Here is a 23,381-nt window from a genome sequence, read left to right on the forward strand (position 1 = left end):
ACTTATTGATTTAAAATTTGATTTTTACTCTTACATAAATTCTGCCAATTTGAAACACCTTTGATTTCAAGACATTGTTTTAAACTTTCTTTTTCAGCTTGTATATTTTGCATTCTTTCATAAGTTAAAGCTTGGATATATAAAGCTCTTGCCTTATCCTTATCTGAAAGTTTTAATTTAAGCAAATCTGTTAAAACAGCTAAACTTTCTTCATTTTTATTGATTTTAGCCAAAGTATCAAGATACATAAATTCCAAATTAGGACTAAAAAGATTTATACCTTTAAAATTTTGATAGTCAATGGCCTTAGGTGCGTAAGTTAAAATCGTTGTTTGCATATTGTGATCATTAGCATAAGAAAGTAAAGCATCGTAGGCTTCTACCATACTAAAATTCATTGGAAAACTTTCTAAAATTTGCAAAATTTTAATGGCTTGATTGTAGTCATTTAAACGCAACAAAGACAAAAATTGCAAATAATAAGCCTTAAAATTCTCATCATCGCTTTTTAAAATTCTAGAATTAGCTATATCTTTAGAAATTTTAATCACCTGAGGATATTGTTTATTATCAAAAAGAATAGATGCTTTTTGAAGACCGTAAAATATAGAATCTTCATTATAATTTTTATCTATATAATCAAGTGCTTGTTCAACATTAGAAGTTCTGATAAGACAAGCTAACATTTGTTTTTTATTCTCAATTTTCTGACCTATATCATAAGCACTAAAACGCATAAAAATATTTGCAGCATTGATACAATTATCAGCTTTTATGGCATTTTTTAAATCATTAATGGCTGCTTTCTCTAAAAATTGAGTAGCATTTGGAATTTTTTTACTTTCTATAAGATCTTTATAAGCTAAAATGGCACTAAAATTTCCCTCTTTATAATAAAGTGCAACATCTTCATCTAAAGCTTTATTTGCAATATTCTCATCTTTATTTGCATATTGCTTCATTAAATCTGTATAACGCTGATGCAAAAAGCTTGCATTATTATCACCTAAAGCAAAGAATACCTCATCACTTGCTTTTTTAATTTCATCTAAATACTTACCATCTAAATAATCATCCATATACAAATCAAGGTATTTTTTAGCATCACTAGATCTGTTAGCATGTGATAAAACCAAGGCTAAATCTTTTAAAGTTTCTTCATAACTTGGATCAAGTTTGGACATTTTAGCAAAGGCATCTTCATAAATACTTGCACTTATATCAAATTGTCCTTTTTGATTAAATAATTTAGCAAGTTCTAAAGATCTTGGAATATCTTTTCCAAAATATTCAGGATTGGCTTTTAAAATGGTATTAATATATTCTATAGCTTTATTTACTTGCTCATTTGAAAGCAAATTCTTTGCCAAACTCATAGCTGCTCTTGCAGCTAAATCTAAATTTTTTGTATTAAAATAAGTATTTTCATAGATATTTACAGCTTTTTCTTTTTCATTTAAATTATAAATATAATCTGCATAATCAAGTTTTGATAACTGAGTAAAATAATTATTAGGTTGTTCATTATCCAAAATCGACATTGTATACTCTACATCAGCACGCTGAGCTAAAGCGATATAAGTTTTTAACATTATATGTAAAACTTCTGAAAAATTTTTATCACTTGTAAAAGTACGCATCCAATTTTTAGCATCATCAATCATCTTTTCTAAAATTTGCTGATCGCGTATACTTGGATCTTGAGTGTAAAGTTTATTTTGAGCTCTTAATTTATAAAGTATAAATTCACTAGTAAAAATACTGCTACGATATCTATTGATAGCATTTTGTGCATCAATCACCACTTGATTGTAATTAGCCTTATCGTATTCTTTTTTGATGCGTAAATAAGTATTGATATCTGCACTTTGAGGAATAACAACAGGATCAGAATTTAAATCCAAAGCTCCAACATAAGGCAAACTCTCATGTGGAAAATTGATATTAAAATCAAGTCCATCATAGTCTTTAATAGGTGCTAGTTCTGGTGTAAAAATAAAAGTAAAAGCCTTACTTTTATGCGAACTTGATGAACTGAGTTCTTTATCTATATAAATATTTTGAGAAGTGTCAAACATTCTTGCTTGTATTTTTGGCAAAATGATCATTTTAATTTTTTGAGCTTCTTGTATAAATTTTAAATCAAAAGCAGAAAAACTCTGATCTTTTAATTTATTATCAACCATACCTGCAATATCACATTCAAAATGAACTTTTGCTTCGGTAATAAATTTTTGACATGTAAATTCTAAATCATTACTCGCATGTAAAACTGCAAAAGCTTGATTATTTTCGCGACCCGTGTTTAAAACAAGCTCAAAAGCAAAAGCATTTAAAAAACTTAATAAAATTAAAAATAATATTCTCATAAAATAATTATAGCAAAACTCTTATAACATTAACAATATAGCAAAAGTGCTTACACAAACACAAAAAGCTAAAATAAAATTTTGTATAAAACTAAACTTAATATTATGAACCCTATCATTTTTCATAAATAAAACATGAATTAAAATCTTTAAATACGCATAAAGCATAATAACAGAAGATAAAGCCACAAAAAGCGCCAAATACCAATATCCATTTAAAATTACTGTATTTAAAATCATAAATTTACCCCAAAATACTCCAAAAGGCGGGATACCTGCTAAAGAAAGCACACTAATGCTTAAACAAAAAGCAATTAAAGGTTTTTTAACCAAAAGCCCATTTAAACTCTCATAAGAATTATTCTCATAATTGCTTAAAATCATAAATACAGCATAATTTGCAAAAGCAAATAAAGTCCAATATCCAAAAATAGCAAGCAAAATTCCATCAAAATTTTGTTCTTTTAATAAAGGAATGCAAGCTACCAAAACCAAAGAAGAATGCACTACAGAACTATAAGCAAACATTTTTTTGATATTGTTTTGACTTAGAGCCGCAAAAGCACCTATAAGCATAGAAAAAATCGCTAGAACTATTATGATATATTCAAAACCTGTATTATTTAAAAAATCAAACAAACGAATAACCACAACCAACATGGCAACTTTTGGCACAACTGAAATAAAAGCAACCAAATTTGTATGTGCTGCATAATACACGTCTTTGAGCCAAAAATGAAAAGGTGCCAAAGAAAGCTTGATTGCACAAAGAACAAAAATCATCACTCCAACACCCAAAAGCATAGGATCTTTTTGAAACTCATTTTTTAACGCTAAATTAGCATATAAATCTAAAGTTCCTGTTTTTAAATAAATAAAAGCTACAGCCATAACAAAAAACCCAGCTCCTACAGCCGCTACACTAAAGTATTTTATCGCACTTGAAATAGCATTATCACTTTCACGCATTGCTATTAAAGTATAAAGTGCTAAAGAAGAACTTTCAAGTCCTATAAAAATAAGTACTAAATTTGAGCTTGAAACCATCAAAAGCAAAGATGCAATCATAAATAAAAATAAAGCATAAAATTCACCTTGATTTTCTTCTTTTTGCATTAAAAGATATAAAAATGAAAAACACAAAATCACTAAAGAAGCATAAAATGAAACAATATCATTATTTAAAGTAGCCAAAAAAGCTTTTGCTTCTAAACCTTGAGCATTTGCATTATTTAAAATCAAAAAAGCACTTACAATTAAAGATAAAGAACTTATACCGATATAAAACGATCGATGAAATTTCCAAAAACCAGAGCAAAGCAAAAGAACTATTGCAGTTGTAATTAAAAATAAAAATGGATAAGATAAGCTTATATTTAAAAGTTCTAAATTTAAAAAATTATTTAACATTTGCCTCTCCTATTTTAGATAAAAAATCTAAAGTATTTTGCTCAACAGCTCTAATATTCATTGTTTTTATAAGATTATCCACATCTTTTTGTATCGGCTTTAAAAGTATATTTGGCATAAGCCCTAGTCCAAAAATCATTACTACAATACACACAAGCGCTACTATTTCTCTAAAACGTAAAGAAAAACCCTCTATAAAGCTTTGTTTTTGCATGAAAAATATTTTTCTAAATACTGCGAACATATAAATCGCTCCTAAAATAATCACCAAACCTGCCAACAAAGCGTAAAATAAATTAATCTTTGCTATACCTAAAAGAATTAAAAACTCTCCCACAAAAGAAACAGTTAAAGGCAAAGAAACGCTTGCGAGTAAAATTAACATAAAGAAAATTGAAAATAAAGGTGCTTTTTTGGCCAAAGAATGGTAAAAAGAAATATCATAAGTATGATATCTTTGGTATAAAAGTTCAACCATTAAAAATAAAGTTCCTGTTACAATACCGTGTGCAAACATATAAAAAACTGCACCACTAATACCCAAAGCATTTAAAGAAAAAATTCCCAAAATCATCACACCAAGATGTGAAATAGAACTATAAGCAATCAATTCTTTAATATTTTCTGCTCTATAAGCAATTAAAGCATTATAAACGATACTTACTATACATAAAGCTACAATTAAAGGCATAAAATACACACTCGCATCTGGAAAAAGTGGTAAACAAAAAAGTAAAAATCCAAAAGGAGCCATTTTAAAAACTACAAGCATTACAGAAACAAGTATAGGCGAATTTGCATAAACCTTAGGTGCCCAAGTATGAAGTGGAAATAAAGGAGCTTTGATAGCAAAAGCGATAAAAAATGCTCCAAAAAGTAAAAGTTGCTCTGTAAAATTTGCTGCTGAGGCATTATTTTTCCAAATTTCCAAGTCAAAAGTGAAGATATTTAAAAGCTGATAATTTAAATAAGCTTGATAAATCAATGCTACAAGCATTAAAATTGAACCCGCAAAAGCATAGATAAAAAATTTCACCCCTGCTCTAAAATCTTTACCATAAACTCCCATAATATAAAGCAAAGGCAAAAGAGAAAATTCCCAAAAAACATAAAACAACAAACCATCTTTTGCGCTAAAAAGTCCCATAATAGCAAATTCTAAAAAGAATATACAAGATATAAGCGCTTTTTGTTCTAGTTTCAAAAATAAAAAGCTTAAAAATATCATCAAAGAACTTAAAAGCATCAATACAAGTGCAATACTGTCTACTCCTACATGAAAGCTAAAAAATTTCAAAATTTTAAAAGAGAGATTATAATCAAAGCTTACCCCTTGTAAAAAATCCGCAAAAATATCCAAATTTAAAGCCAAAATCATAAAACTTACAACAACGCTAAAAACCTTAACGCCTCCGCGATTTAATAGCAAAACCACAAAAGCAGAAATTAAAGGAAAAAATATCAAATAATTTAGCATTTTACACCATCCATACTAAAATCAACAAAATCACAAAAGCTGCCACCAAAAACCTAAGCATTAAGTTTAAGCTGTTTGGCATAATCATTTTTTGTGAAATATTTTGAGAATACAAAGCAATTTTTTCAACTATTCTATCAAAAATATAAAGATCACAATGCTTTAAAATCGCACATAAGCTTTCATATTTTGAAACGATAAATTGATGATAAAATCTAGGAATAAAATAATCATTACTTAAAAGTTTATGAATTTTATTTTCTTCAATACTTTCCTTAAACCAAGAATTTTTATAAGCAAAAATAGCCAAAATTGCACCCAAAATAGCTGCTACACTCGCACAAATCATTACAATTTGATTTTGCGCATCAATAAAAACTAATTTTGTGCTTAAATATTCAAAAAAACTATGTTCGAAAAATCCTGCAATAATAGCTAAAACCATCAAAGGACTCATAGCCAAAAGTGCGATTTTACTTGCTTCATGTGGATGTTCATCATGTCTTGCAGGGGTAAAAAATACCAACATTAAAAGTCTAAAGCTATAAAATGCTGTTAAAAAAGCTGCGATTAAGAGCACTAAAAAAATACCATGGTGAAAAGAAATGAAAGAATATCCCAAAATCAAATCTTTAGAGAAAAATCCTGCAAAAGGATAAATTCCTGCTAAAGCTAAAGATCCTATACACATTAAAATAGCTGTAATTTTTAAAGGTTTAAAAAGTCCACCCATTTTTTTAATATCTAATTTATCATTCATAGCATGCATTACATTTCCAGTGCCTAAGAAAAGTAAAGATTTAAAAAAAGCATGCGTAGCTAAGTGAAATAAAGCTATACCATAAGCCCCAAGTCCTGCAGCCACAAACATATATCCAAGTTGCGATAAGGTAGAGTAAGCAATAATACGTTTTAAATCCCTAACCACCAAAGCCATAGAGGCTGCAAAAATCGCTACAAAAGCTCCGAGTAAGGCAATAATATAAGAAACTTCAGGAACTAAATCATAAAGCGTGCTAGCACGAATTACCAAATAAACCCCCGCTGTTACCATGGTTGCTGCATGGATTAATGCAGAAACAGGAGTTGGCCCTGCCATAGCATCAGCAAGCCAAGTGTGAAAAGGAAATTGTGCAGATTTTCCCATAGCCCCTATAAATAAACAAGTTGCGATTAAGATCAAAGCATTGTGATCTAGGCTTTGTGCCATGGAAAAAACTTCATCATATTTTAAAGTTCCTGCTTGCAAATAAAGCCAAAAAATTCCTAAAAGCATACCCAAATCCGCAATACGGTTCATAATAAAAGCTTCATTAGCCGCAAAAGAATAAGTATCATTTTTATACCAAAAACCTATAAGCAACCAAGAGCAAAGCCCAACGCCTTCCCAACCTACGAAAAGTCCTAAGAAATTATCACTCATAACTAAAAAAAGCATAGAAAAGACAAAAAGCCCCAAATAAGCAAAAAATTTATTAAAACCCTCATCATGAGCCATATAAAAAATACTATAAAAATGCACACAAGTAGCTACAATACCTACAACACTCATCATAGTAAGCGAAATGGCATCTATATCAAAGCCAAAATTTACTCCAGCAAACCATTCAAACAAACTCACATTAAAAGCTTCATTGCAAAAAAGCAAATACAAAGAACAAAAAGCACTCAAAGCAACTAGAAGTGAACAAATTATCCCTACAAATTGTTTTTTCTCACTCAAAGCAAAACAACTTGCAAACAAAAAAGCTATAAAAGGACTAAAAAGAGAAATCAAAGCTAAATTTTGCATACTAAGCCTCCACTTCTTTTAAGCTTTTTAATTCCAAAGTGCCTTTTCTTCTATACCAAAGCACACACAAAGCTACACCAACAGCTACTTCACAAGCCGCTACACCCATGATAAAAAGCACAAAAACCTGCCCATTTAAATCATTGTGCATTTTAGAAGCCGCTACTAAGGCTAAATTAGCACTATTTAATAAAATTTCACTCGAAATAAAAAGCATGATGAGATTTTGTCTTTTTAAAATACCTACAAGCCCTATGACAAACATTAAAATAGCTATAAAAAAATACTTTTCTATCATTGTTTTTCCTTTGTTAGCTCTTTATGAGTAAGAGTGATAGCACACACTAAAGCAATCAAAAGTAAAATAGCTATAAACTCAAAAGCCAAAAGATATTTTGAAAAAATCGCTAAAGCCAGTTGTTTATTAAAATCAAACAAAGCAGGATCGTTTAAAGGCAAATCCGTGCTGATATTTTGGTATTTAAAACCTATAAGCATGGCCAAAAGTAAAATCGCACTTAAAACCACCAAAGTAAAAAAACTTTTTTTAGCTTTAAGTTGTTCTTTAAATTCTTTAGAAGCATCAAAAAACATCATCGCAAAACTATAAAGTCCAAGCACAGCTCCACTATAAACAATAATTTGTATCACACCTAAAAACTCTGCATCAAGTAAAAAATAAAATCCCGATAAAAACACCATTCCACCCGCTAAAGCCGAAAGAGAATAAAGCATATTTTTACTTAAAACCGCAATGCCAAAAAAGCCTAAAACCACTACACTAAAAAATACAAAAGCCAAATTTTCTATCATTTGTTTTCTCCTTGCTCTTGTGTGTTTTGATTTTCTAAGGCACTTTCAAGCATCGCATCGTAATAATTTGGCGTTTTTATCACCAATAAATCAGCATCTTTTCTAAGGCTTCCCGCTCCTTCAAATTCAACTTGATTTTTAAGCTTATCAATAGGAGTTAAAAAATCTTGCTTATAGCCAAAATAAGACCTTTGCTCGGCTGCATTTTCATACTCTGTGCCATGCACTATAGCAAGTTCAGGACAAACCTCAGCGCAAAAACCACAATAAATACAACGCCCTAAATTAATACTATAATTTCCTACTTTTTTACGCCCATTTTCATCTAAAGAAGTTTCCATTCTAATACAATTGCTAATGCAAATTTTTTCGCAAAGCCCACAACCTATACATCTTTCGTTTTCACTTTCTATAAAACGCATCAGACGATGAACAGCACGGTAACGATTGTCAAGCTTTACCTTTTCAAAAGGATATTTAATCGTAGCGCTATTATTTCTCTTAAGTAATTCTCTCATCATCACAAAAAGCCCTACAAAAAGCTCTAGTTTAACGCTTCTACGCAAAGCTTGTGAAATTTTCTCCCAAGTGCTAATAGGAGTTTTTCTTTTCTCATCCACTAAATAATAATTTTTCATATCAAACTCCTATAAAAGAACTGCCAAAGCAGTGATTAAAAGGTTTAAAACCGCTAAAGGGATTAAGATCAAATAGCACATTTTCATCACTTGATCTGGACGCAATTGCGGAAAAGCAGCTCTTGCCCAAAAATACCAAAAGAAAATAAAACTTGATTTTACTATCATCATAATCCAACCAGGAATAATCCAAAAGCTATTAAAACCCCCTAAAAACAAAAGAGTTACCAAAATAGCTCCAGCTATCATAGAAGCATATTCACCTATAAAAAACATACCCCATCTTAAACCCGAATACTCCGTTCCATAACCCGCTACAATTTCAGCATCATTTTCCGTCAAACAAAGCGGAGTTCTATTAGTCTCTATAAATAAAGCAATTATAAAAAGCACAAAAGCCAAAGGCTGTTTAAAAATAAGCCAAGAAAAAAATCCATCGCTTTGATAATTGTTGATATCCACCAAAGAAAAAGAACCTACAAGCATTACAATAGCAATCAAAGCTAAAGCTCCTACGCTTTCATAGGAGATAATCGCTACAAGCCCTCTTGCAGCCCCTAAAATCGACCATTTATTATTACTTGCAAGTCCACCCAAAAACACCGCATAAAAACAAATTCCTGAAGTACCGATGACAAAAAGCAAAGCTACATTGATATCTGCCACTATAGGCTGAATTACCTTTCCAAATAAAGTAAATTCAGGTAGCATAGGAATAGCTGCTAAAGAAACAAAAGCACAAATAGCAGAAATTAAAGGTGCTATAGCAAAAATAAATTTTTGCGAATTTGAAGGGATTATATCTTCTTTAGTAAAAAGTTTTATCATATCAGCTACAAGTTGAATAAGCCCAAAAGGCCCTACCATATCAGGCCCTATGCGTCTTTGAAAATAAGCTAAAACCTTTCTTTCAGCATAAGTTGCAAGACCTGCTAAACTCGCAAATATTGCAATGATAATAATACATTTAATCAAAGCCTCTAAAGCAAAATCACTCATGGTTTGCTCCTAATTTTTCTAAATTCGCCACAACAAATCTTTCATCAAAAAAACTTAGCGTGTCAAGCTTTTCATCAAAATACGGCAAGAAAGCTCCATTTTTTATGTCCTTATCCACACGCACACTAAGGCTTAATTCTTTATCTTTTATTTTAAGTTTTACAAGATCTTTATCTTTTAAATTTTTTTCTTTAGCTAAATTTTCACTTACAGCTAAAAAAATCACCTCATTAATCGCACTAGCACGATTTGAAAATCTACCAAATTGATAGCTAGGATTAGCACTATAAAGCAAAATTTCATCTTCTTTTAGGCTTAAATTTTCAAAATTTGGAGAGATGAAATCTTTTTTAGCAACTTGTTTGAAACATTCTAAATTAAGCTCATATCCCCTTTTGCAATCGCCTGCATTGGTATAAAAATTGTCTAAATGATCAAAATCAATCGGAGAAAAACCTTTATTTATAGGGAGTCTCTTAGTATAATTTATAGTATATTCCTCATCAAAACCTAAAGCATTAGCCAAATCATTTAAAAAATATCCCTTAAATTCTAAAGCAGCGTTAGTTGGTACCACTCTTTTATCATAATTTAAAAAAGTTCCTTCTTGCTGATTTAAACTCGCACTAGCTAAATTTGCATGCTCTTCATAAGAAAAACTAAAATCACCTTTTTCATTGTAGCCTAAAGTCTTGCCTTCTTGCGTGTTTTTATCCAAATCACAAATTATAGCCACACCTAAGGTATTAGTATGCGTAGGATTTAAAAAGACTTTAAAAGGAGTGGTATTTTGGATCAAAGCAAGTAATTTAGCAAGTTTTTTCGCATTTTTATGAAAATAAAAATCACTCCCTACAACAAGAGTAAAATTTGCTTTTTTAAGCAATAAATCTTCTAATTTATCTTCATCTATGCCTAAATTTTTAGCAAAAATAGAGCGTTGCACTTCTATGATTTTTTTCACTTTCTTAGGCACGACTTTTTTTACTTCTTTTTGAATTTCATTGCCTTCTTCATCTTTTTCTATGACTTGTTCTACAACTTCTTCGTTGATACTTTCTTCTATTTCTTTATTTTCACTAATAAAAAACTCTGCTAAATGAGTTTTGATACCTTCATCTTGGCTAAATTTTTGAAGTAAAAAATATAAAATTTGCTCTTCATCGCCATTTTTATGAATGTGCGGGATAAAATTTTTAGAATATTTTGCTATACCCATATCTTCCATAGGATGAAAATAAAGCCCTGAGCCTTTATTCATCACTAAAGCATTATTGATTTTATAGCTAAGCGTTGGAGCATCATATCTTAAAAGCATTCCAGCTACAACCAAAAAATCACTTTTTGTTATATCTTGAGTATTAGCGCTATAAAACTCACCAGAATTAGCGATAAATTCTTGTAAAAATTCTTTAAATTTCAAAGCTTCTTCATTGATCAAAGAAAGATTAAATTTCTTTTTTAAATTTTGCAAAATCAAAGCTTCTTCATTGGTAATAAAACTATTAAATTTAATGTTTTTAATTTCATTTTTCTCAAAAAGTTCCACAAGTTCTTTAAAGGCTTTTTCGTCTTTATCCGCCTCATTTTGCGTATCAAAAGCAAATCTTGCAGCCTTATTTAAACTCGCAAAGGCAAAATCATTACTCACTCGATAAATTTTTTCTTTTTGATTGCTAATGCCGCTTTGCTTAATATCATAATACATCAACTCACAATCGCTTGAATGCGGATTTGAAGCAGGGATTCTTTTAAGTTCCCAAATATTTGAAGTATATTGAAATTTCGAACCTATCAAAGCTCCTGTTGGACACACGCTTGTACATTCTCCACAAAATGAACAATCAAGCGTATCACCATTTGCAGGACCTATCAAACTTTTTTGAAATTTAGTCCAAATCGCATAAGCATCTTTTCCCATGCTCTCTTTAAAGCTATTATCCACACTATCTCCGCCACGAGGAACAGTCTTTAAAGCACTTTCTCCGATTTTATCCTTACAAACTGTAATACAACGCTCACATACTATGCAAAGCGCGGGATCGTAATTAATCATTCCCCAATGTTTATGCGGTTTATGCGTGTCTTTAATCCAATGCTTTTGAACATTTACACGGCTTTTATGGGTGAAATTTTGCAATTCACACTCGCCTGATTTATCGCAAACCCCACATTCTAAAGGATGATTGATGCAATAAGTTTGCATGATATCATTTCTTTCATCCCAAAGATTTTGTAAATCACTTTCTACAATCATACCCTCTTTTGCTTTAGTATTGCAAGAATATACCTTTTTACCATCAGCTTCAACCATACACATACGACAAGCCAAAGTAGGACTACAGCCTGAAAGATAGCAAATCGCTGGGATAAAAATATCATTTCTTCTTGCTATATTTAAAATATATTCGCCTTCTTCAAAGGCGCAATCTATACCATTAATCTTAACTGTCATTTTGCTTCCTTTATGCGAATTGGAGTAAAATCAAAACCATTGTTTTCATAATTTAAAAAAGCTATGGTGCCTTGTAAATTTTCATCTAAACAAAGTTTGGTTTTAAGACTAAAATCTTTAGCCAAAATTTCAACTTCACTTTGATCTTTGCATTTTGCAATTTGTAAAAATTGCCTCGAACAATGTAAATTTTTATCTTGCAAATTTACTCTAAAAAGCACTAAACCATCATAATTATCGAGTTCTTTTAGAGTGCTTAATTTTGCCTTTTTAAAATCGCATTCTTCTTCATCGCTATCTAAAATCTTTAATTCATATTTTATGCTTAAGAAATTCAAAAAATATTTGATATTTTCACTATCTTTATAAGAATGGATATTTTTATCTATAATTAAATACTTAGCCTCTTTTAAAAAAGCAAGCACTTCACCTGCTTCTTCCTCTCCAAAGCAAGATTCAGCACTTAAATATCCCTCATCTAAATCGCAAAAATGCCCTTCATCGCTTAATTTACAAAGCAAGGCTAAAACAAAACTCAAACTTGCAATTTCGCATTTGTAAAATTTAGCTTTTAAGTTTTTATCTTCCAAACAAGAAATATTCATGCTATTTACACCTATTTTTTCACATAAATTTTTGTTTTTAAGACTTGGCATATCTAAAAAACAAAGAGCATTATCATAAATCATACCCTCTCCTTTTTTATAACAATAGTCCAATCCACTTGATTAAATTTCAAAGAATTTAAAAGCTCACAGCCTTGTTCTTTTACAAAAGAAAAACTTTTTTCAACAGGAGAAAAATCGCCGATTTCAAAAAGCACCACTAAAACCTCGCCTTGTTTTGCTTCTTTTATGATTTGTGCTAAATCTTCAAAAAGCTCTTTGCTTTTTCTTAAATCTACTCTTCTCATCGATCTATCTCACCTAAAACTATATTTACATTACCCATAATGGCTACAACATCAGCTAAATAAGTACCTACAAGCATTTCTTCAAAAAACGCACAATGCCAATAACTAGGCGTTCTAGCCTTTAAACGATAAGGTCTTCCTGTACCATCACTATGGATAAAAAAGCCAAGCTCACCTTTTGGACTTTCAGTAGGCACATAAACTTCGCCTTTAGGAGGTTTTAAACCTTGGGTGATTAAAACAAAATGCTGCATTAAAGAATAATTCTGTGTTAAAATTTGTTCCTTTGAAGCACTTACATACTCAGGATGCGTAGCTAAAATTTCAGGTGGAGTATCTTTATAAAGCGTGGCACATTGTCTAAGGATTTTCAAACTTTCACGAAATTCTTGCATATAAACTTTATATCTTGCATAAGAATCCCCTTGCGTAGCATAAGGCACGCCAAATTCGACTTCATTATAAAGCAAATAAGGCTCTTCTTTGCGTATATCGTATTTTATGCCACTTCCTCTTAGCATCACACCCGTACAACCCCAGTTTAAAGCTTGTTCTTTAGTAACTACACCTACATTTTCAGTTCTTAAACGCCAAATTCTATTATCATCTAAAAGATCTTCATAATCTTTTAAATCATTTGGAAATTTATCGCAAAATGCAAGCATTTCTTCTAAATAATTCTCAGGTAAATCAAGCATAACCCCACCTATTCTCATAGAAGAATGCGTAAGCCTTGCACCGCAATACTTTTCTATCAAATCCAAAACATATTCTCGTTCTCTAAAGCAGTATAAAAACACACTCATCGCACCAATATCAAGCGCATGAGTGGCAAGCCAAAGCAAATGTGATGTGATACGGTTTAATTCTAAAAGTATCATGCGTATGACTGCGGCACGGCGTGGAATCTCTAAACCACAAAGCTTTTCAACCGCTGCACAATAAGCATAATTATTCGCTGAAGCAGCGATATAATCCATTCTATCAGTAGTAGGAATAAACTCTTGATAAATCATATTTTCAGCCATTTTTTCCATACCACGATGCATATAACCTATACAAGGACGCGCTTTTACAACTTGCTCTCCATCAAGTTCTAAAATAAGGCGTAAATTTCCGTGTGCTGAAGGGTGTTGAGGGCCTAAATTGATAATCATTTTTGAGTCTTCTTGCTCAAAAGCTATATTTTCATAATAAGGTTTTAATTTGCTAGGAATTTGCATTTTAACGCCTTTTCTCTAAAATTTTTGCTTCATCACGTTTTACTTTTTTTACAAAAGCCACGCCTTCATCTTCTTGATATTCTTGTTTAAAGGAAATTTCCTTCTTTTGACCACCTTTTGGCACTTCATGATAAAGTCTTGCAAAATTTAGCGTATCTTTATCATCAGCAAAACCAGAATCTCTTTGTTCTTCGCCCACTACTTCGCGGTATTCTTTGCCAAAAATTTTATCAATCTCATACCATCTTGCAAACTCATCGCCCTTTAAAGGATAAGTCTTTAAAAGCGGATGTCCAAACCAATCATCAGGCATTAAAATGCGTTTTAAATTGGGATGATTTATGATGAAAATTCCAAACATATCATAAATTTCTCTCTCACTCCAATTTGCTCCTTTAAAAATATGAGCCACGCTTTGCAAACGCTCTTTTACGCCTACAAAAGTTTTTATTCTCACTCTTAATTTTTTTTCTAAATTTAAAAGCTGATAAAACACTTCAAAACCATTTTTATCTGCTATAAAATCAATAGCACTTGCTTCTGTAAAACTTAAATAACCTAAAGTTTTAAGCATTTGCAAGGTTTTAACATTGTCTTCTTTTTTAATTTCTATTACCCAAAAATCAAGCTCTACAAAGGAATTTAAAATTTCTACTTGAGTTTTTAAAACTTCAAAATCCTCTTTAAAAACACTTTCATTAACATCAGATTTTACAGTGTGTGGTGCGTGATAAAATCTATCTTTGTAGTAATTTTGAGTTTGAGCATTTTTTTTATCGCTATACTTTCTCATCATATCAACCTTTTAGGTGCGATCTTGCGACTTGCTTTTTCTTTGCGAATCTTTTTTTGCAAAATCATCAAAGCAAACTGAAAACTTTCGGGGCGTGGAGCACAGCCTGGCACATAAATATCTACAGGTATAATTCTATCCACTCCTTGAACAGTAGAATAAGTATTAAACATACCGCCTGTATTGGCACAACTTCCCATAGAAATCACCCATTTAGGATCAGGCATTTGATCATAAAGTCTTCTTGTAAATTCAGCGTGCTTTTTACACAAAGTTCCTGCGATAATCATCACTTCACTGTGGCGTGGTGAAGCTCTAAAAATCGTTCCAAATCTATCAAAATCATATCTTGAACCCCCAGCCGCCATCATCTCAATCGCACAACAGGCAAGTCCATAAGATAAAGCCCATAAAGAATTACTCCTGCCCCATTGAACTAGCTTATCCACACTGGTTAAAACTACGGGCAAACCACTTGCATAATTTACTTGATGCTCTGCCATGCAAACGCTCCTTTTTTATAAGCATATAAAAATCCAACTCCTAAAAGTACGATAAAAACAAAAACTTCTAAAAATCCAAACCAACCTAAATCTTTAAAAATCAAAGCCCAAGGAAATAAAAACACAACTTCTATATCCAAAAGTATGAAGATTAAGGCGATGATGAAAAATTGAGAGTTAATCTTGTTAGCTTGTTTAACAGGAATAGGACCACATTCATAAATTCCAAGTCCTAATTTTTTGCGATTTTTTGCGGCAAAATTATTACCGATTTTTGAAGCTAAAAAAACCAGTCCAAAAAAAATAACACTAGCAAGTACTAGCATTAAAAAAATACCAAAATAAGGATGCGAAGCATCTATATGAGACATTTATTCTCCTTTTTTAAAGCACTTTAATCACTCCACAACAAAAATTAAATTTACACTTTTCTTTATTTTACTCTAAACTTTCTATATTGAAACTTATATTAAAAAATATTTTTTAAAGTTTTAATTTTTTATGATTAAATTTATAAAAAAGATCACTTTGATGGGTTATAAATATATAAGAAATATTATTTTTTTGCTGATAGTCATATAAAAAAGTTAAAATTTCTTTAGAAGTTTTAATATCAAGTGCTGAAGTAATTTCATCTAAAATCAACAATTTAGGATTTAAAATCAAAGCACGGATAAGACCTACACGTGTGGCTTCTCCTCCGCTTAACTCATAGGGTTTTTGTTCTAAAATTTGTTTTTTTAGACTAAAAAAATCAAAAAATTCTAAAATCAAGTCATCATTCTTTTGTAAATTAAAATTTTCCAAACCATCTTGTATAAGATTTTTGATTTTTTTATAAGGGTTTAAAGCCATTTTTTGATCTTGAAAGCAATACTGAATTTGCTTTCTTAAAAGTCTTTGTTTGTTTTTATCAAGCTTGTGTAAGTTAAGATTTTCATACCATACCTCACCCTCACTTGGATCTTCTAAAAAACAAAGAATTCTAGCTAATGTGCTTTTACCTGCACCACTTTTACCTAAAATTATTAAATTGTCATTTTCATTTAAAGAAAAATTGATATTATCAAAAATAATATGTCTTTCTTTTTTTAAATACCAATGCTTTTTAAGCTCATAAAACTTACTTAAATTACAAACTTTAAGCATTATAATACCTTAAAAACTCATTTAAGCTATATAAATTTGAACTATTTTTTTCTAGCATAAGAATTTCATCTGCTAAAGAATTTACCAAATTTAAATCATGAGTGATGCAAACTAAGGCTGTAGTATTTTTTAATTCTTTTAAAATCGATATAATCTTAGAAGCGTTTTCTTTATCCAAAGAAGCTGTGATTTCATCACAAATTAAAATTTGGGGTTGATTTAATAATGCCAAAGCTAGGCTCACCCTTCTTGCCATACCCAAACTTAATTCATTAGCATAAGAATGCCACAAACGATCAAGATTTTCAAATCCTAATTTTTGAAAATAAGAAAAAGCGTAATCTTTTCTTTCTTTTTGTTTTAATTTTGTATGAGTTTTTAAAACAAGATGACATAAATTTCCAATATCCAAATAAGGATAAAGACTAAGCTCTGCATCTTGCAAAACAAGTGCCACCTTAGAACGAAAATTTCTAAGTTCTTCTTTATTAAAATTAAAAATACAAGAATTATGAAAACTTAATTCATCAAAACTTATTGTGAAATTAGAATCTAAAAGTCTTACCAAAGCTTTTCCTAACAAACTTTTGCCCACTCCACTTTGTCCTAGTATCATTAAAGTTTTACCTGTTTTTATATCTAAATTAATATCCTTAAGCAATAAATTATTCTTCAAACTGATATTTAAATTTCTTACCTTCAAGATCTTATACCCCAAATTTTTTGTAAAAAATTACCCAACCATAAAAGAGGTAAAAACAACAAAAGCAAGCTTAAAAGTGGAAAAAGTATCATCCACCAAGCGCCTATAAAAACTGCTTTTGAAGACTCACTCAAAAGAGTACCTAAAGTTGGAATTTCAAATCCTAAACCCAGTCCAAAAAAACTCAAAGTAGCTTCTGTGGCTATAGCATGAACGATATTAAATATAAAAAGTGTAAAAATCAGTGTTTTTAAAGCAGGTATTAAATCTTTAAAAAAAGCTCTAAATTTAGTTCTTCCAAGCACTATATTTGCTTTGTAAAAATCTAAATTTTCAAGTCTTTTTAATTCACTTTCTATAATTCTTGCTATGAAACACCAATGAATTAAAGCGATTAAAAAAATCATCAAAAACACATCAGAAGTTATCATACTTTGAAAAAACATCATAAGTAAAAAAGCAGGCAAGGCTAAAAAAAACTCTAAAATACGCATCCAAAAAACATAAAAAAAACATCGCGCTAAAAACAAATAACACAAAGCAAAGATAATAGACAATAAAGATCCACCAACACCTATAAGCAAAGAATTTCTCAAAGCAAAAAGCAAACGAGAAAACAAATCCCTGCCTAAAAAATCAGTCCCTAAAATATAAGTAAAATTAGGAGCTTGATGCAAATTTTCTAAATGAGTACTTAAAATATCAAAAGGAGTCAAAAAAGGTGCAAACAAGGCGCATAAAAACAAAAAAATTAAAGGCGCAAGAATGATAAGAAATTTAAACAAAATCAAGCCTTCTTAATCTAGGATTTAAAATCCTAGCTACAATATCACTTAAAAATGTAAAAAATGCTGCAAGCAAAACGCTAAAAAATATAAGTGCAAGCACAACAGGATAATCTTTAAAAATAATACTTTTAAAAAGTAAAGATCCAAGCCCCTCGTAAGCAAAGACACTTTCTACCACATAAGTTCCCATCATAAAACTTAAAGCACTTCCCCCAAAATAAGCCACAATAGGGCTTAAAGAATATTTCAGAACTAAAAAATAAATATCTTTCTCCCTTAAAGCCCTAGCGTATAAATTTTGAATAAAAATTTGAGAAAAACTTTCATTGATAAAATTTCTAGCAATCCTTAAAAATAACGCCAAATGTGATAAAACGAGCACCAAAACAGGCAAAATCAAATGCTCTAAACGATTTAAAAAATCATCTTCAAAGCCTATATCACTACTTCCCATAACAGGTAAAATTTTCCAAAAAATTCCAAAAATCAAAACAAACAATAAAGCCAAAACAAAAGGAGGTAAAGCAAAAAAATTAAAAGCTAAAAAAGTGATGATTTTATCTATAAAACTTTCTTTATAATAATATCCCAAAAGTGCCAAAAAAACACTGAGTAAAAATAAAAGCATTAAGGCACTAAAACCCAAAATAAAAGTATTAAAAATTCTTTCTTTTATAAGCTTTAAAACACTTTCTCCACTTAAAAAAGAAACCCCTAAATCTCCTTTTAAAGCCTTAAAAAGCCAAATTTTATACTGCTCTAGCAAAGGCTTATCAAGCCCTAAATTTTGTTCTATTCTTTGAACAAATTCTTTACTTTGTGAATTAACTCCATTAGCATAAGCTATACTACCTTTACTAAAATGAAGTAAAACAAAACATAAAAAAGTACTAAAAAATGCTATGAAAATACTAAAAACTAAGCGTTTTAGCACTATTTACTCCACTCATAAACATTCCAAGTAAAACCCACTCCGTGATGACCTAAAGTCCTTGTTTTGATACCTTTTAAATCTTTATTATAAACTAAAGCAAAATCAAGATAGGCTAAGAAAATAAAAGGAGGATTTTCATACAAAGCATCTATAAAATCTTTATAATATTTTTTTCTCTCTTCTAAATTTGAAGTATTTCTTGCTTTTTGTAAGGCTATATCCACTTTTTTATCATGATAATGTCCAAAATTCCAACCCTCATCATTTAAAGCACTATCTTGCGAACTTTCAAATACCCTAAAAGTGTGAAAATCAGGATCTAAAGGACTTCCCCAGCCTATTAAAAAACTATCTACTTTAGAATAATCAAAACTTCCAGCAGGTTTAGCCACCACCTTGCTTACAACTCCTATTTTTCTAAATTCGCTTTGCAAAATTCCAGCTAAACTTACCCTTAAAGGATCATTACTCATCGCCCAAATTTCAAATTCTAAAATTTTCCCATCTTTTTCAAAATTTCCATCTTTATTTTTCTTAAAACCTGCACCTACAAGCAAATCCTCGGCTTTTTTAGGATCATATTTGTAAATTTTAAAATTCTTAGAATTTGCCCAAGAACGCTCTAAAGGGTGATTGGCTACAAAAGCATAATCATGTAAAAGATTTTTTACTATACTTTCTTTATCAACTGCGTAATTTAAAGCTTGTCTTACTTTCAAATCTTTTAAAAATTCATTATCAAAATTAAACATTAAAGCCCGATAATCAGCCGATTTTTCACGTAAAATTCCAAAATTTTCATCATTTTTAAAAATATTTAGCAAAGAAACATCGATTAAAGCTGCGTCTATCTTGCCATTTTTAAGCTCAGCACTAGCTATAGAAGGATCAAAAATGTGTTTTATAATAAGTCTTGGAGTTTTTACCTTATCAAGATAAAAATGTTCATTGGCTTTAAATTCAACATATTCACCTTTTTTCCATTTTACAAATTTATAAGGACCTGTACCTATAGGATTTTGATTAAAAGAACTTGTGTTTAAATTCTCATTTTCAAGTAAATGCTTAGGAAGTATTCCTATGCTTAAAGCATCTAAAAATGCAGGATAAGGTTTAAAGAGTGTGATTTTTACATGAGAAGGATTTAAAATTTCCACACTTTTAATGTCTTCAAAATTGACATAAACAGAAGAATTGTTTTTAGGATTTTTAAAGGCTTCTATACTAAATTTCACATCATCAGCACTAAATTTGACTCCATCATGCCATAAAACATCATCTCTTAAAAAAATATCATAAACAAGCCCGTCTTTACTAACATCCCAAGACTTAGCCAAATCAGGTTTTAAACTCATATTTTCATCAAAACTCGTAAGCCCTGAAAATACAAGATTAATCACTGCATCATGATCCTCACTATAAGCAGGATTTATCCTTGCGATTTCATTTTCAACTGCTATAATAAGTGTATCTTTTGGAATTTTAGCCTCAAGATTGAAAAACAATAAAAATAGTAAAACAAACCATCTAAGCACTTGTAACTCCTCAAATTTAAAATTTTAAAGAATTATAAAATAAAAAATAAGAAGCCACAAGCTCTATGGGGGGATAATTTGCTTTAAATTATGGAGTTTTATTTATCAATTAAATTGCTTCACTGCATTCATCCAATAAATACGCTATATGCTGCCAAGATATACCCGTAGCATCGCTTAATCCTATCTCGCAAGTGCTTGATGTACTAAACCCGCGCTTAATATTTGTTTTGGCATAAAATTTTTTAAAGCCTTTTGTAGCACTAATATTTAATTGAGGCTTGAAAAAGCCCTTGTATCCAGCAAACCCACAACAATAGGTATCATTATCTATTAATACTTTTCCATTCGTACATAGCTTTGTAAGCTTAATTATATTTTCATTTAAACCAAGCTTTCTAGCAGCACACATGATATATAATCCTACATTCTCATTGATTTTATCAATGCGTAACTTGGGAGCAATAAATTTTAATAAATACTCGCTTAAATCATAAATTTCATACTTTGAATGATCACTAATTAACTTAGCACTACAAGCACTATGATCTAACACTATGGGTGAGTCTATATTGCTTAAAAAGTCATTGATTTTTTGTATATTTTTATCTTGAATATCTTGAAAATTCTCATAAGCCTTACCACAACATAAATCATTGGGTGCATAAATAATGCCTATATTTGCTTTTTTACACAAGCTTTCAAATACTTCTTGCAAACTTCTTTTATCATGCATTTTTTCATTTGGTTTAAAGCTTTTATTAAGACAGCTTGTAAAATAAACCACATTGCAAACTCTTTTATGACTTTTTAGCTCATAATCATTCACCTTAGGCAAATACGCCCTAGTTCTTGGTATAATGCTAAGAAAATTGCTTGCTTTTTCAAGCTTATTATCAAGACTTAAATTATCAAATTTATTTGCGATACTTAATGAAAATTTAGCAATTTTTAGAGTTTTTTCATGATTTTTATATGCTAGATTTCCTAAAATTTTAGATATAAATCCTATATTATTTTTTCTATATTTTAATGAAAAATCAGCAAAATTAATCCCCAAAGGACATGAAAAAGAGCACACCCCACAAGCAGCACAAGAGCTGTCTACTAAATGATTGTAATATTTTTTAATATCCTTTAATTTTGCTTTTGACTCATCATCATTTAAGCTTTCAAGGCGTTTAATCTCTCGTAAGATCGCAATTCTTTGTCTTGGAGTAATTGTATATTCATTTGATGGACAAAATCTTTCGCAAAATCCACATTCCATACAGGTATTTAATTTCTCATCAATCCAACTGACTTGTTTGATATTTTTCTTATAAATATCTTTATCATCGCTAATGATTACATCGGGATTAAATAAACTATCCTTATCAAAGATACTTTTGATTTTTTTATTGATCAAATAAGCTTGCTTACCCCACTCTACCTCCACAAAAGGTGCCACCATACGCCCTGTGCCGTGTTCAGCTTTTATACTTCCACCATAAGAAGCTACTATATTAGACATTTCTTTAACTAGATTTGAAAAATTATCAAATTCAAGCTTATTGTTTAAATCCGGTGTGATAATAAAATGGATATTGCCTGCTAATGCATGGCCAAAAATGATTCCATTATCACCAAAGCCATATTTATAAAACAATTCTTGAATGCTTTTAATTCCATCGGCTAAATCCTCGATATTAAAACACACATCTTCAGTAATTACCGTTGAACCTGCCTTTCTAAGACTAGCTGCTATAGGCAAGAGTGCTTTTCTAATCTTCCACCATAAATCATATTCGGCCTTATTCTTGCTAAAATATGACTTATAAGCCAGTTTGGAAATTTCTTTTATTTTATTTATATTTTCATCAAGCTTAAGCTCATTACTATGCTCACTTTGGATCAATACACAAGTATTACCCTCTTTAATATCAGCTAAAATATCTCTTAACTCATCATAATTTGATGCAGCTTTTAAACTTGCATAGTCCATTATTTCAGCAGAACTTACAAAATCAACTTTAGCAAATTCTTTTATAGTGTTTGCAGCATTATTGATATTATCAAAAAACAATAAAGCACAGGCCTTAAATTCCAAATCATCCAAAACAGCAAGCTTAACTTCGCTTACAAATCCCAAAGTTCCTTCAGAGCCAATAAGCAAGTGTGCTAAAATATCTATTTCATCATCATAATCAACAAAGGCATTAAGGCTATAACCTGTGGTGTTTTTGATTTTAAATTTTTTGATTATTAAATCTTTTAATTCTTTATTGGCATTAATCTCTTCTTTGATCTCTCTAAGTTCATTAATTAATTTTTTATTTTCATCTTTAAATCGAGCCACGCTTAAAGCATCGCTGGTATCAAGCATACTACCATTTGCCAAAATCACCCTAATACTTCTTAAGGTTTTATAGCTATTATCCTTAGTTCCACAGCACATTCCGCTTGAATTGTTATTTATAATCCCTCCAATTAAAGCTGAATTTATAGTAGCTGGATCAGGTCCTATTTTTTTCTTCAAAAAAGCAAGACTTTCATTAGCATGAATGCCTACTACACCGCATCCTAAAGTAATTTCGTTAGCGTCTTTGTTAATTTTTATTTTTTTAAAGGCAAATTTAATCACTACAAGTACTCCATCACAAGAGCTTTGTCCACTTAAACTTGTACCTGCTGCTCTAAATGTTATAGGAGTTTTATAAGTATTTGCTAATTGAATAATTTGCTTAATTTCATCTTCATTTTTAGCAATAATCACTATTTTTGGAATATAAAAATAACACGACGCATCAATGCCATAAGCATAGCATCTAGCATAATCATTAAAAATTCTATCCTTAAAAATATACTTAGCCTCATTATAAAAAGCTTTAAAATTTGCCATAGTCCC

Annotated in this window: 21 protein-coding genes; all 21 read right to left on the reverse strand. The window is 30.3% G+C overall.

Annotation, left to right across the window (positions count from 1 at the left end; all coding sequences use genetic code 11):
- Positions 1–2: 2 nt before the first annotated feature.
- A complete protein-coding gene (gene pflA / locus AT682_RS08165; protein ID WP_002882851.1) occupies positions 3–2,369 on the reverse strand; it encodes a DUF7494 domain-containing protein in 2,367 nt (788 codons plus the stop codon).
- Between the two features lie 21 nt (positions 2,370–2,390).
- Positions 2,391–3,779: an NADH-quinone oxidoreductase subunit N gene (gene nuoN / locus AT682_RS08170; RefSeq protein ID WP_002882850.1), complete on the reverse strand. Its 1,389-nt coding sequence runs from the start codon at positions 3,777–3,779 to the stop codon at positions 2,391–2,393.
- Complete coding sequence (gene nuoM / locus AT682_RS08175; RefSeq protein ID WP_002882849.1) at positions 3,769–5,256, reverse strand: NADH-quinone oxidoreductase subunit M; 1,488 nt, start codon at positions 5,254–5,256, stop codon at positions 3,769–3,771. Before nuoM ends, nuoN begins: the two co-directional genes overlap by 11 nt.
- Position 5,257: 1 nt before the next feature.
- Positions 5,258–7,048 carry an NADH-quinone oxidoreductase subunit L gene (nuoL, locus tag AT682_RS08180; protein ID WP_002882848.1) on the reverse strand — a complete coding sequence of 597 codons (1,791 nt, stop codon included), beginning with the start codon at positions 7,046–7,048 and terminating at the stop codon, positions 5,258–5,260.
- A gap of 1 nt (position 7,049) precedes the next feature.
- Positions 7,050–7,346 carry an NADH-quinone oxidoreductase subunit NuoK gene (gene nuoK / locus AT682_RS08185; protein ID WP_002874498.1) on the reverse strand — a complete coding sequence of 99 codons (297 nt, stop codon included), beginning with the start codon at positions 7,344–7,346 and terminating at the stop codon, positions 7,050–7,052.
- Positions 7,343–7,861 (reverse strand): NADH-quinone oxidoreductase subunit J, encoded by a 519-nt coding sequence (nuoJ, locus tag AT682_RS08190; RefSeq protein WP_002856161.1) that lies wholly within the window; start codon positions 7,859–7,861, stop codon positions 7,343–7,345. Before nuoJ ends, nuoK begins: the two co-directional genes overlap by 4 nt.
- On the reverse strand, positions 7,858–8,499 hold the full coding sequence (gene nuoI / locus AT682_RS08195) for an NADH-quinone oxidoreductase subunit NuoI (protein WP_002882846.1): 642 nt from the start codon (positions 8,497–8,499) through the stop codon (positions 7,858–7,860). Before nuoI ends, nuoJ begins: the two co-directional genes overlap by 4 nt.
- A gap of 9 nt (positions 8,500–8,508) precedes the next feature.
- Positions 8,509–9,498: an NADH-quinone oxidoreductase subunit NuoH gene (gene nuoH, locus AT682_RS08200; RefSeq protein ID WP_002882845.1), complete on the reverse strand. Its 990-nt coding sequence runs from the start codon at positions 9,496–9,498 to the stop codon at positions 8,509–8,511.
- Positions 9,491–11,953, reverse strand: coding sequence for an NADH-quinone oxidoreductase subunit G (nuoG, locus tag AT682_RS08205; protein ID WP_002882844.1), 2,463 nt, complete (start codon positions 11,951–11,953; stop codon positions 9,491–9,493). Before nuoG ends, nuoH begins: the two co-directional genes overlap by 8 nt.
- Positions 11,950–12,642, reverse strand: a complete 693-nt coding sequence (locus AT682_RS08210) for a hypothetical protein (protein ID WP_002882843.1) — start codon at positions 12,640–12,642, stop codon at positions 11,950–11,952. Before AT682_RS08210 ends, nuoG begins: the two co-directional genes overlap by 4 nt.
- On the reverse strand, positions 12,639–12,866 hold the full coding sequence (locus AT682_RS08215; protein WP_002824979.1) for an NADH-ubiquinone oxidoreductase subunit E family protein: 228 nt from the start codon (positions 12,864–12,866) through the stop codon (positions 12,639–12,641). Before AT682_RS08215 ends, AT682_RS08210 begins: the two co-directional genes overlap by 4 nt.
- Positions 12,863–14,089 carry an NADH dehydrogenase (quinone) subunit D gene (gene nuoD / locus AT682_RS08220; RefSeq protein WP_002855665.1) on the reverse strand — a complete coding sequence of 409 codons (1,227 nt, stop codon included), beginning with the start codon at positions 14,087–14,089 and terminating at the stop codon, positions 12,863–12,865. The genes AT682_RS08215 and nuoD overlap by 4 nt, the downstream gene beginning before the upstream one ends.
- A gap of 1 nt (position 14,090) precedes the next feature.
- Entirely contained in the window at positions 14,091–14,885 is a 795-nt protein-coding gene (nuoC, locus tag AT682_RS08225) for an NADH-quinone oxidoreductase subunit C (protein ID WP_010790693.1), read from the reverse strand.
- Positions 14,882–15,385, reverse strand: a complete 504-nt coding sequence (nuoB, locus tag AT682_RS08230; protein WP_002851253.1) for a NuoB/complex I 20 kDa subunit family protein — start codon at positions 15,383–15,385, stop codon at positions 14,882–14,884. The genes nuoC and nuoB overlap by 4 nt, the downstream gene beginning before the upstream one ends.
- A complete protein-coding gene (nuoA, locus tag AT682_RS08235) occupies positions 15,367–15,756 on the reverse strand; it encodes an NAD(P)H-quinone oxidoreductase subunit 3 (RefSeq protein WP_002851275.1) in 390 nt (129 codons plus the stop codon). The genes nuoB and nuoA overlap by 19 nt, the downstream gene beginning before the upstream one ends.
- Positions 15,757–15,868: 112 nt before the next feature.
- Positions 15,869–16,534, reverse strand: a complete 666-nt coding sequence (locus tag AT682_RS08240) for an ATP-binding cassette domain-containing protein (protein ID WP_002875185.1) — start codon at positions 16,532–16,534, stop codon at positions 15,869–15,871.
- Positions 16,527–17,237, reverse strand: coding sequence for an ATP-binding cassette domain-containing protein (locus AT682_RS08245; RefSeq protein WP_016818313.1), 711 nt, complete (start codon positions 17,235–17,237; stop codon positions 16,527–16,529). Before AT682_RS08245 ends, AT682_RS08240 begins: the two co-directional genes overlap by 8 nt.
- Positions 17,234–18,028, reverse strand: coding sequence for an ABC transporter permease (locus AT682_RS08250; protein WP_072224413.1), 795 nt, complete (start codon positions 18,026–18,028; stop codon positions 17,234–17,236). Before AT682_RS08250 ends, AT682_RS08245 begins: the two co-directional genes overlap by 4 nt.
- Positions 18,015–18,959 carry an ABC transporter permease gene (locus AT682_RS08255; protein WP_002882840.1) on the reverse strand — a complete coding sequence of 315 codons (945 nt, stop codon included), beginning with the start codon at positions 18,957–18,959 and terminating at the stop codon, positions 18,015–18,017. The genes AT682_RS08250 and AT682_RS08255 overlap by 14 nt, the downstream gene beginning before the upstream one ends.
- Positions 18,959–20,494, reverse strand: coding sequence for an ABC transporter substrate-binding protein (locus AT682_RS08260; RefSeq protein ID WP_002882839.1), 1,536 nt, complete (start codon positions 20,492–20,494; stop codon positions 18,959–18,961). The genes AT682_RS08255 and AT682_RS08260 overlap by 1 nt, the downstream gene beginning before the upstream one ends.
- Before the next feature lie 109 nt (positions 20,495–20,603).
- The gene (locus AT682_RS08265) at positions 20,604–23,375 is read right to left on the reverse strand and encodes an FAD-binding and (Fe-S)-binding domain-containing protein (protein ID WP_002882837.1); all 2,772 of its coding nucleotides are present in this window, start codon (positions 23,373–23,375) and stop codon (positions 20,604–20,606) included.
- Positions 23,376–23,381 lie beyond the last annotated feature (6 nt).

This window comes from Campylobacter jejuni, from assembly GCF_001457695.1.
Classification (GTDB): Bacteria; Campylobacterota; Campylobacteria; order Campylobacterales; family Campylobacteraceae; genus Campylobacter_D; species Campylobacter_D jejuni.

Bases quoted from the DNA above. Each gene is read 5' to 3' on its own strand.
- AT682_RS08210 (WP_002882843.1), bottom strand. From the start codon at position 12,642: ATGATTTATGATAATGCTCTTTGTTTTTTAGATATGCCAAGTCTTAAA.
- nuoN (WP_002882850.1), bottom strand. From the start codon at position 3,779: ATGTTAAATAATTTTTTAAATTTAGAACTTTTAAATATAAGCTTATCT.
- nuoB (WP_002851253.1), bottom strand. From the start codon at position 15,385: ATGGCAGAGCATCAAGTAAATTATGCAAGTGGTTTGCCCGTAGTTTTA.
- nuoA (WP_002851275.1), bottom strand. From the start codon at position 15,756: ATGTCTCATATAGATGCTTCGCATCCTTATTTTGGTATTTTTTTAATG.
- nuoJ (WP_002856161.1), bottom strand. From the start codon at position 7,861: ATGATAGAAAATTTGGCTTTTGTATTTTTTAGTGTAGTGGTTTTAGGC.
- nuoI (WP_002882846.1), bottom strand. From the start codon at position 8,499: ATGAAAAATTATTATTTAGTGGATGAGAAAAGAAAAACTCCTATTAGC.
- nuoK (WP_002874498.1), bottom strand. From the start codon at position 7,346: ATGATAGAAAAGTATTTTTTTATAGCTATTTTAATGTTTGTCATAGGG.
- nuoD (WP_002855665.1), bottom strand. From the start codon at position 14,089: ATGCAAATTCCTAGCAAATTAAAACCTTATTATGAAAATATAGCTTTT.
- nuoL (WP_002882848.1), bottom strand. From the start codon at position 7,048: ATGCAAAATTTAGCTTTGATTTCTCTTTTTAGTCCTTTTATAGCTTTT.
- pflA (WP_002882851.1), bottom strand. From the start codon at position 2,369: ATGAGAATATTATTTTTAATTTTATTAAGTTTTTTAAATGCTTTTGCT.
- nuoG (WP_002882844.1), bottom strand. From the start codon at position 11,953: ATGACAGTTAAGATTAATGGTATAGATTGCGCCTTTGAAGAAGGCGAA.
- nuoM (WP_002882849.1), bottom strand. From the start codon at position 5,256: ATGCTAAATTATTTGATATTTTTTCCTTTAATTTCTGCTTTTGTGGTT.
- AT682_RS08265 (WP_002882837.1), bottom strand. From the start codon at position 23,375: ATGGCAAATTTTAAAGCTTTTTATAATGAGGCTAAGTATATTTTTAAG.
- AT682_RS08215 (WP_002824979.1), bottom strand. From the start codon at position 12,866: ATGAGAAGAGTAGATTTAAGAAAAAGCAAAGAGCTTTTTGAAGATTTA.
- AT682_RS08240 (WP_002875185.1), bottom strand. From the start codon at position 16,534: ATGCTTAAAGTTTGTAATTTAAGTAAGTTTTATGAGCTTAAAAAGCAT.
- nuoC (WP_010790693.1), bottom strand. From the start codon at position 14,885: ATGATGAGAAAGTATAGCGATAAAAAAAATGCTCAAACTCAAAATTAC.
- nuoH (WP_002882845.1), bottom strand. From the start codon at position 9,498: ATGAGTGATTTTGCTTTAGAGGCTTTGATTAAATGTATTATTATCATT.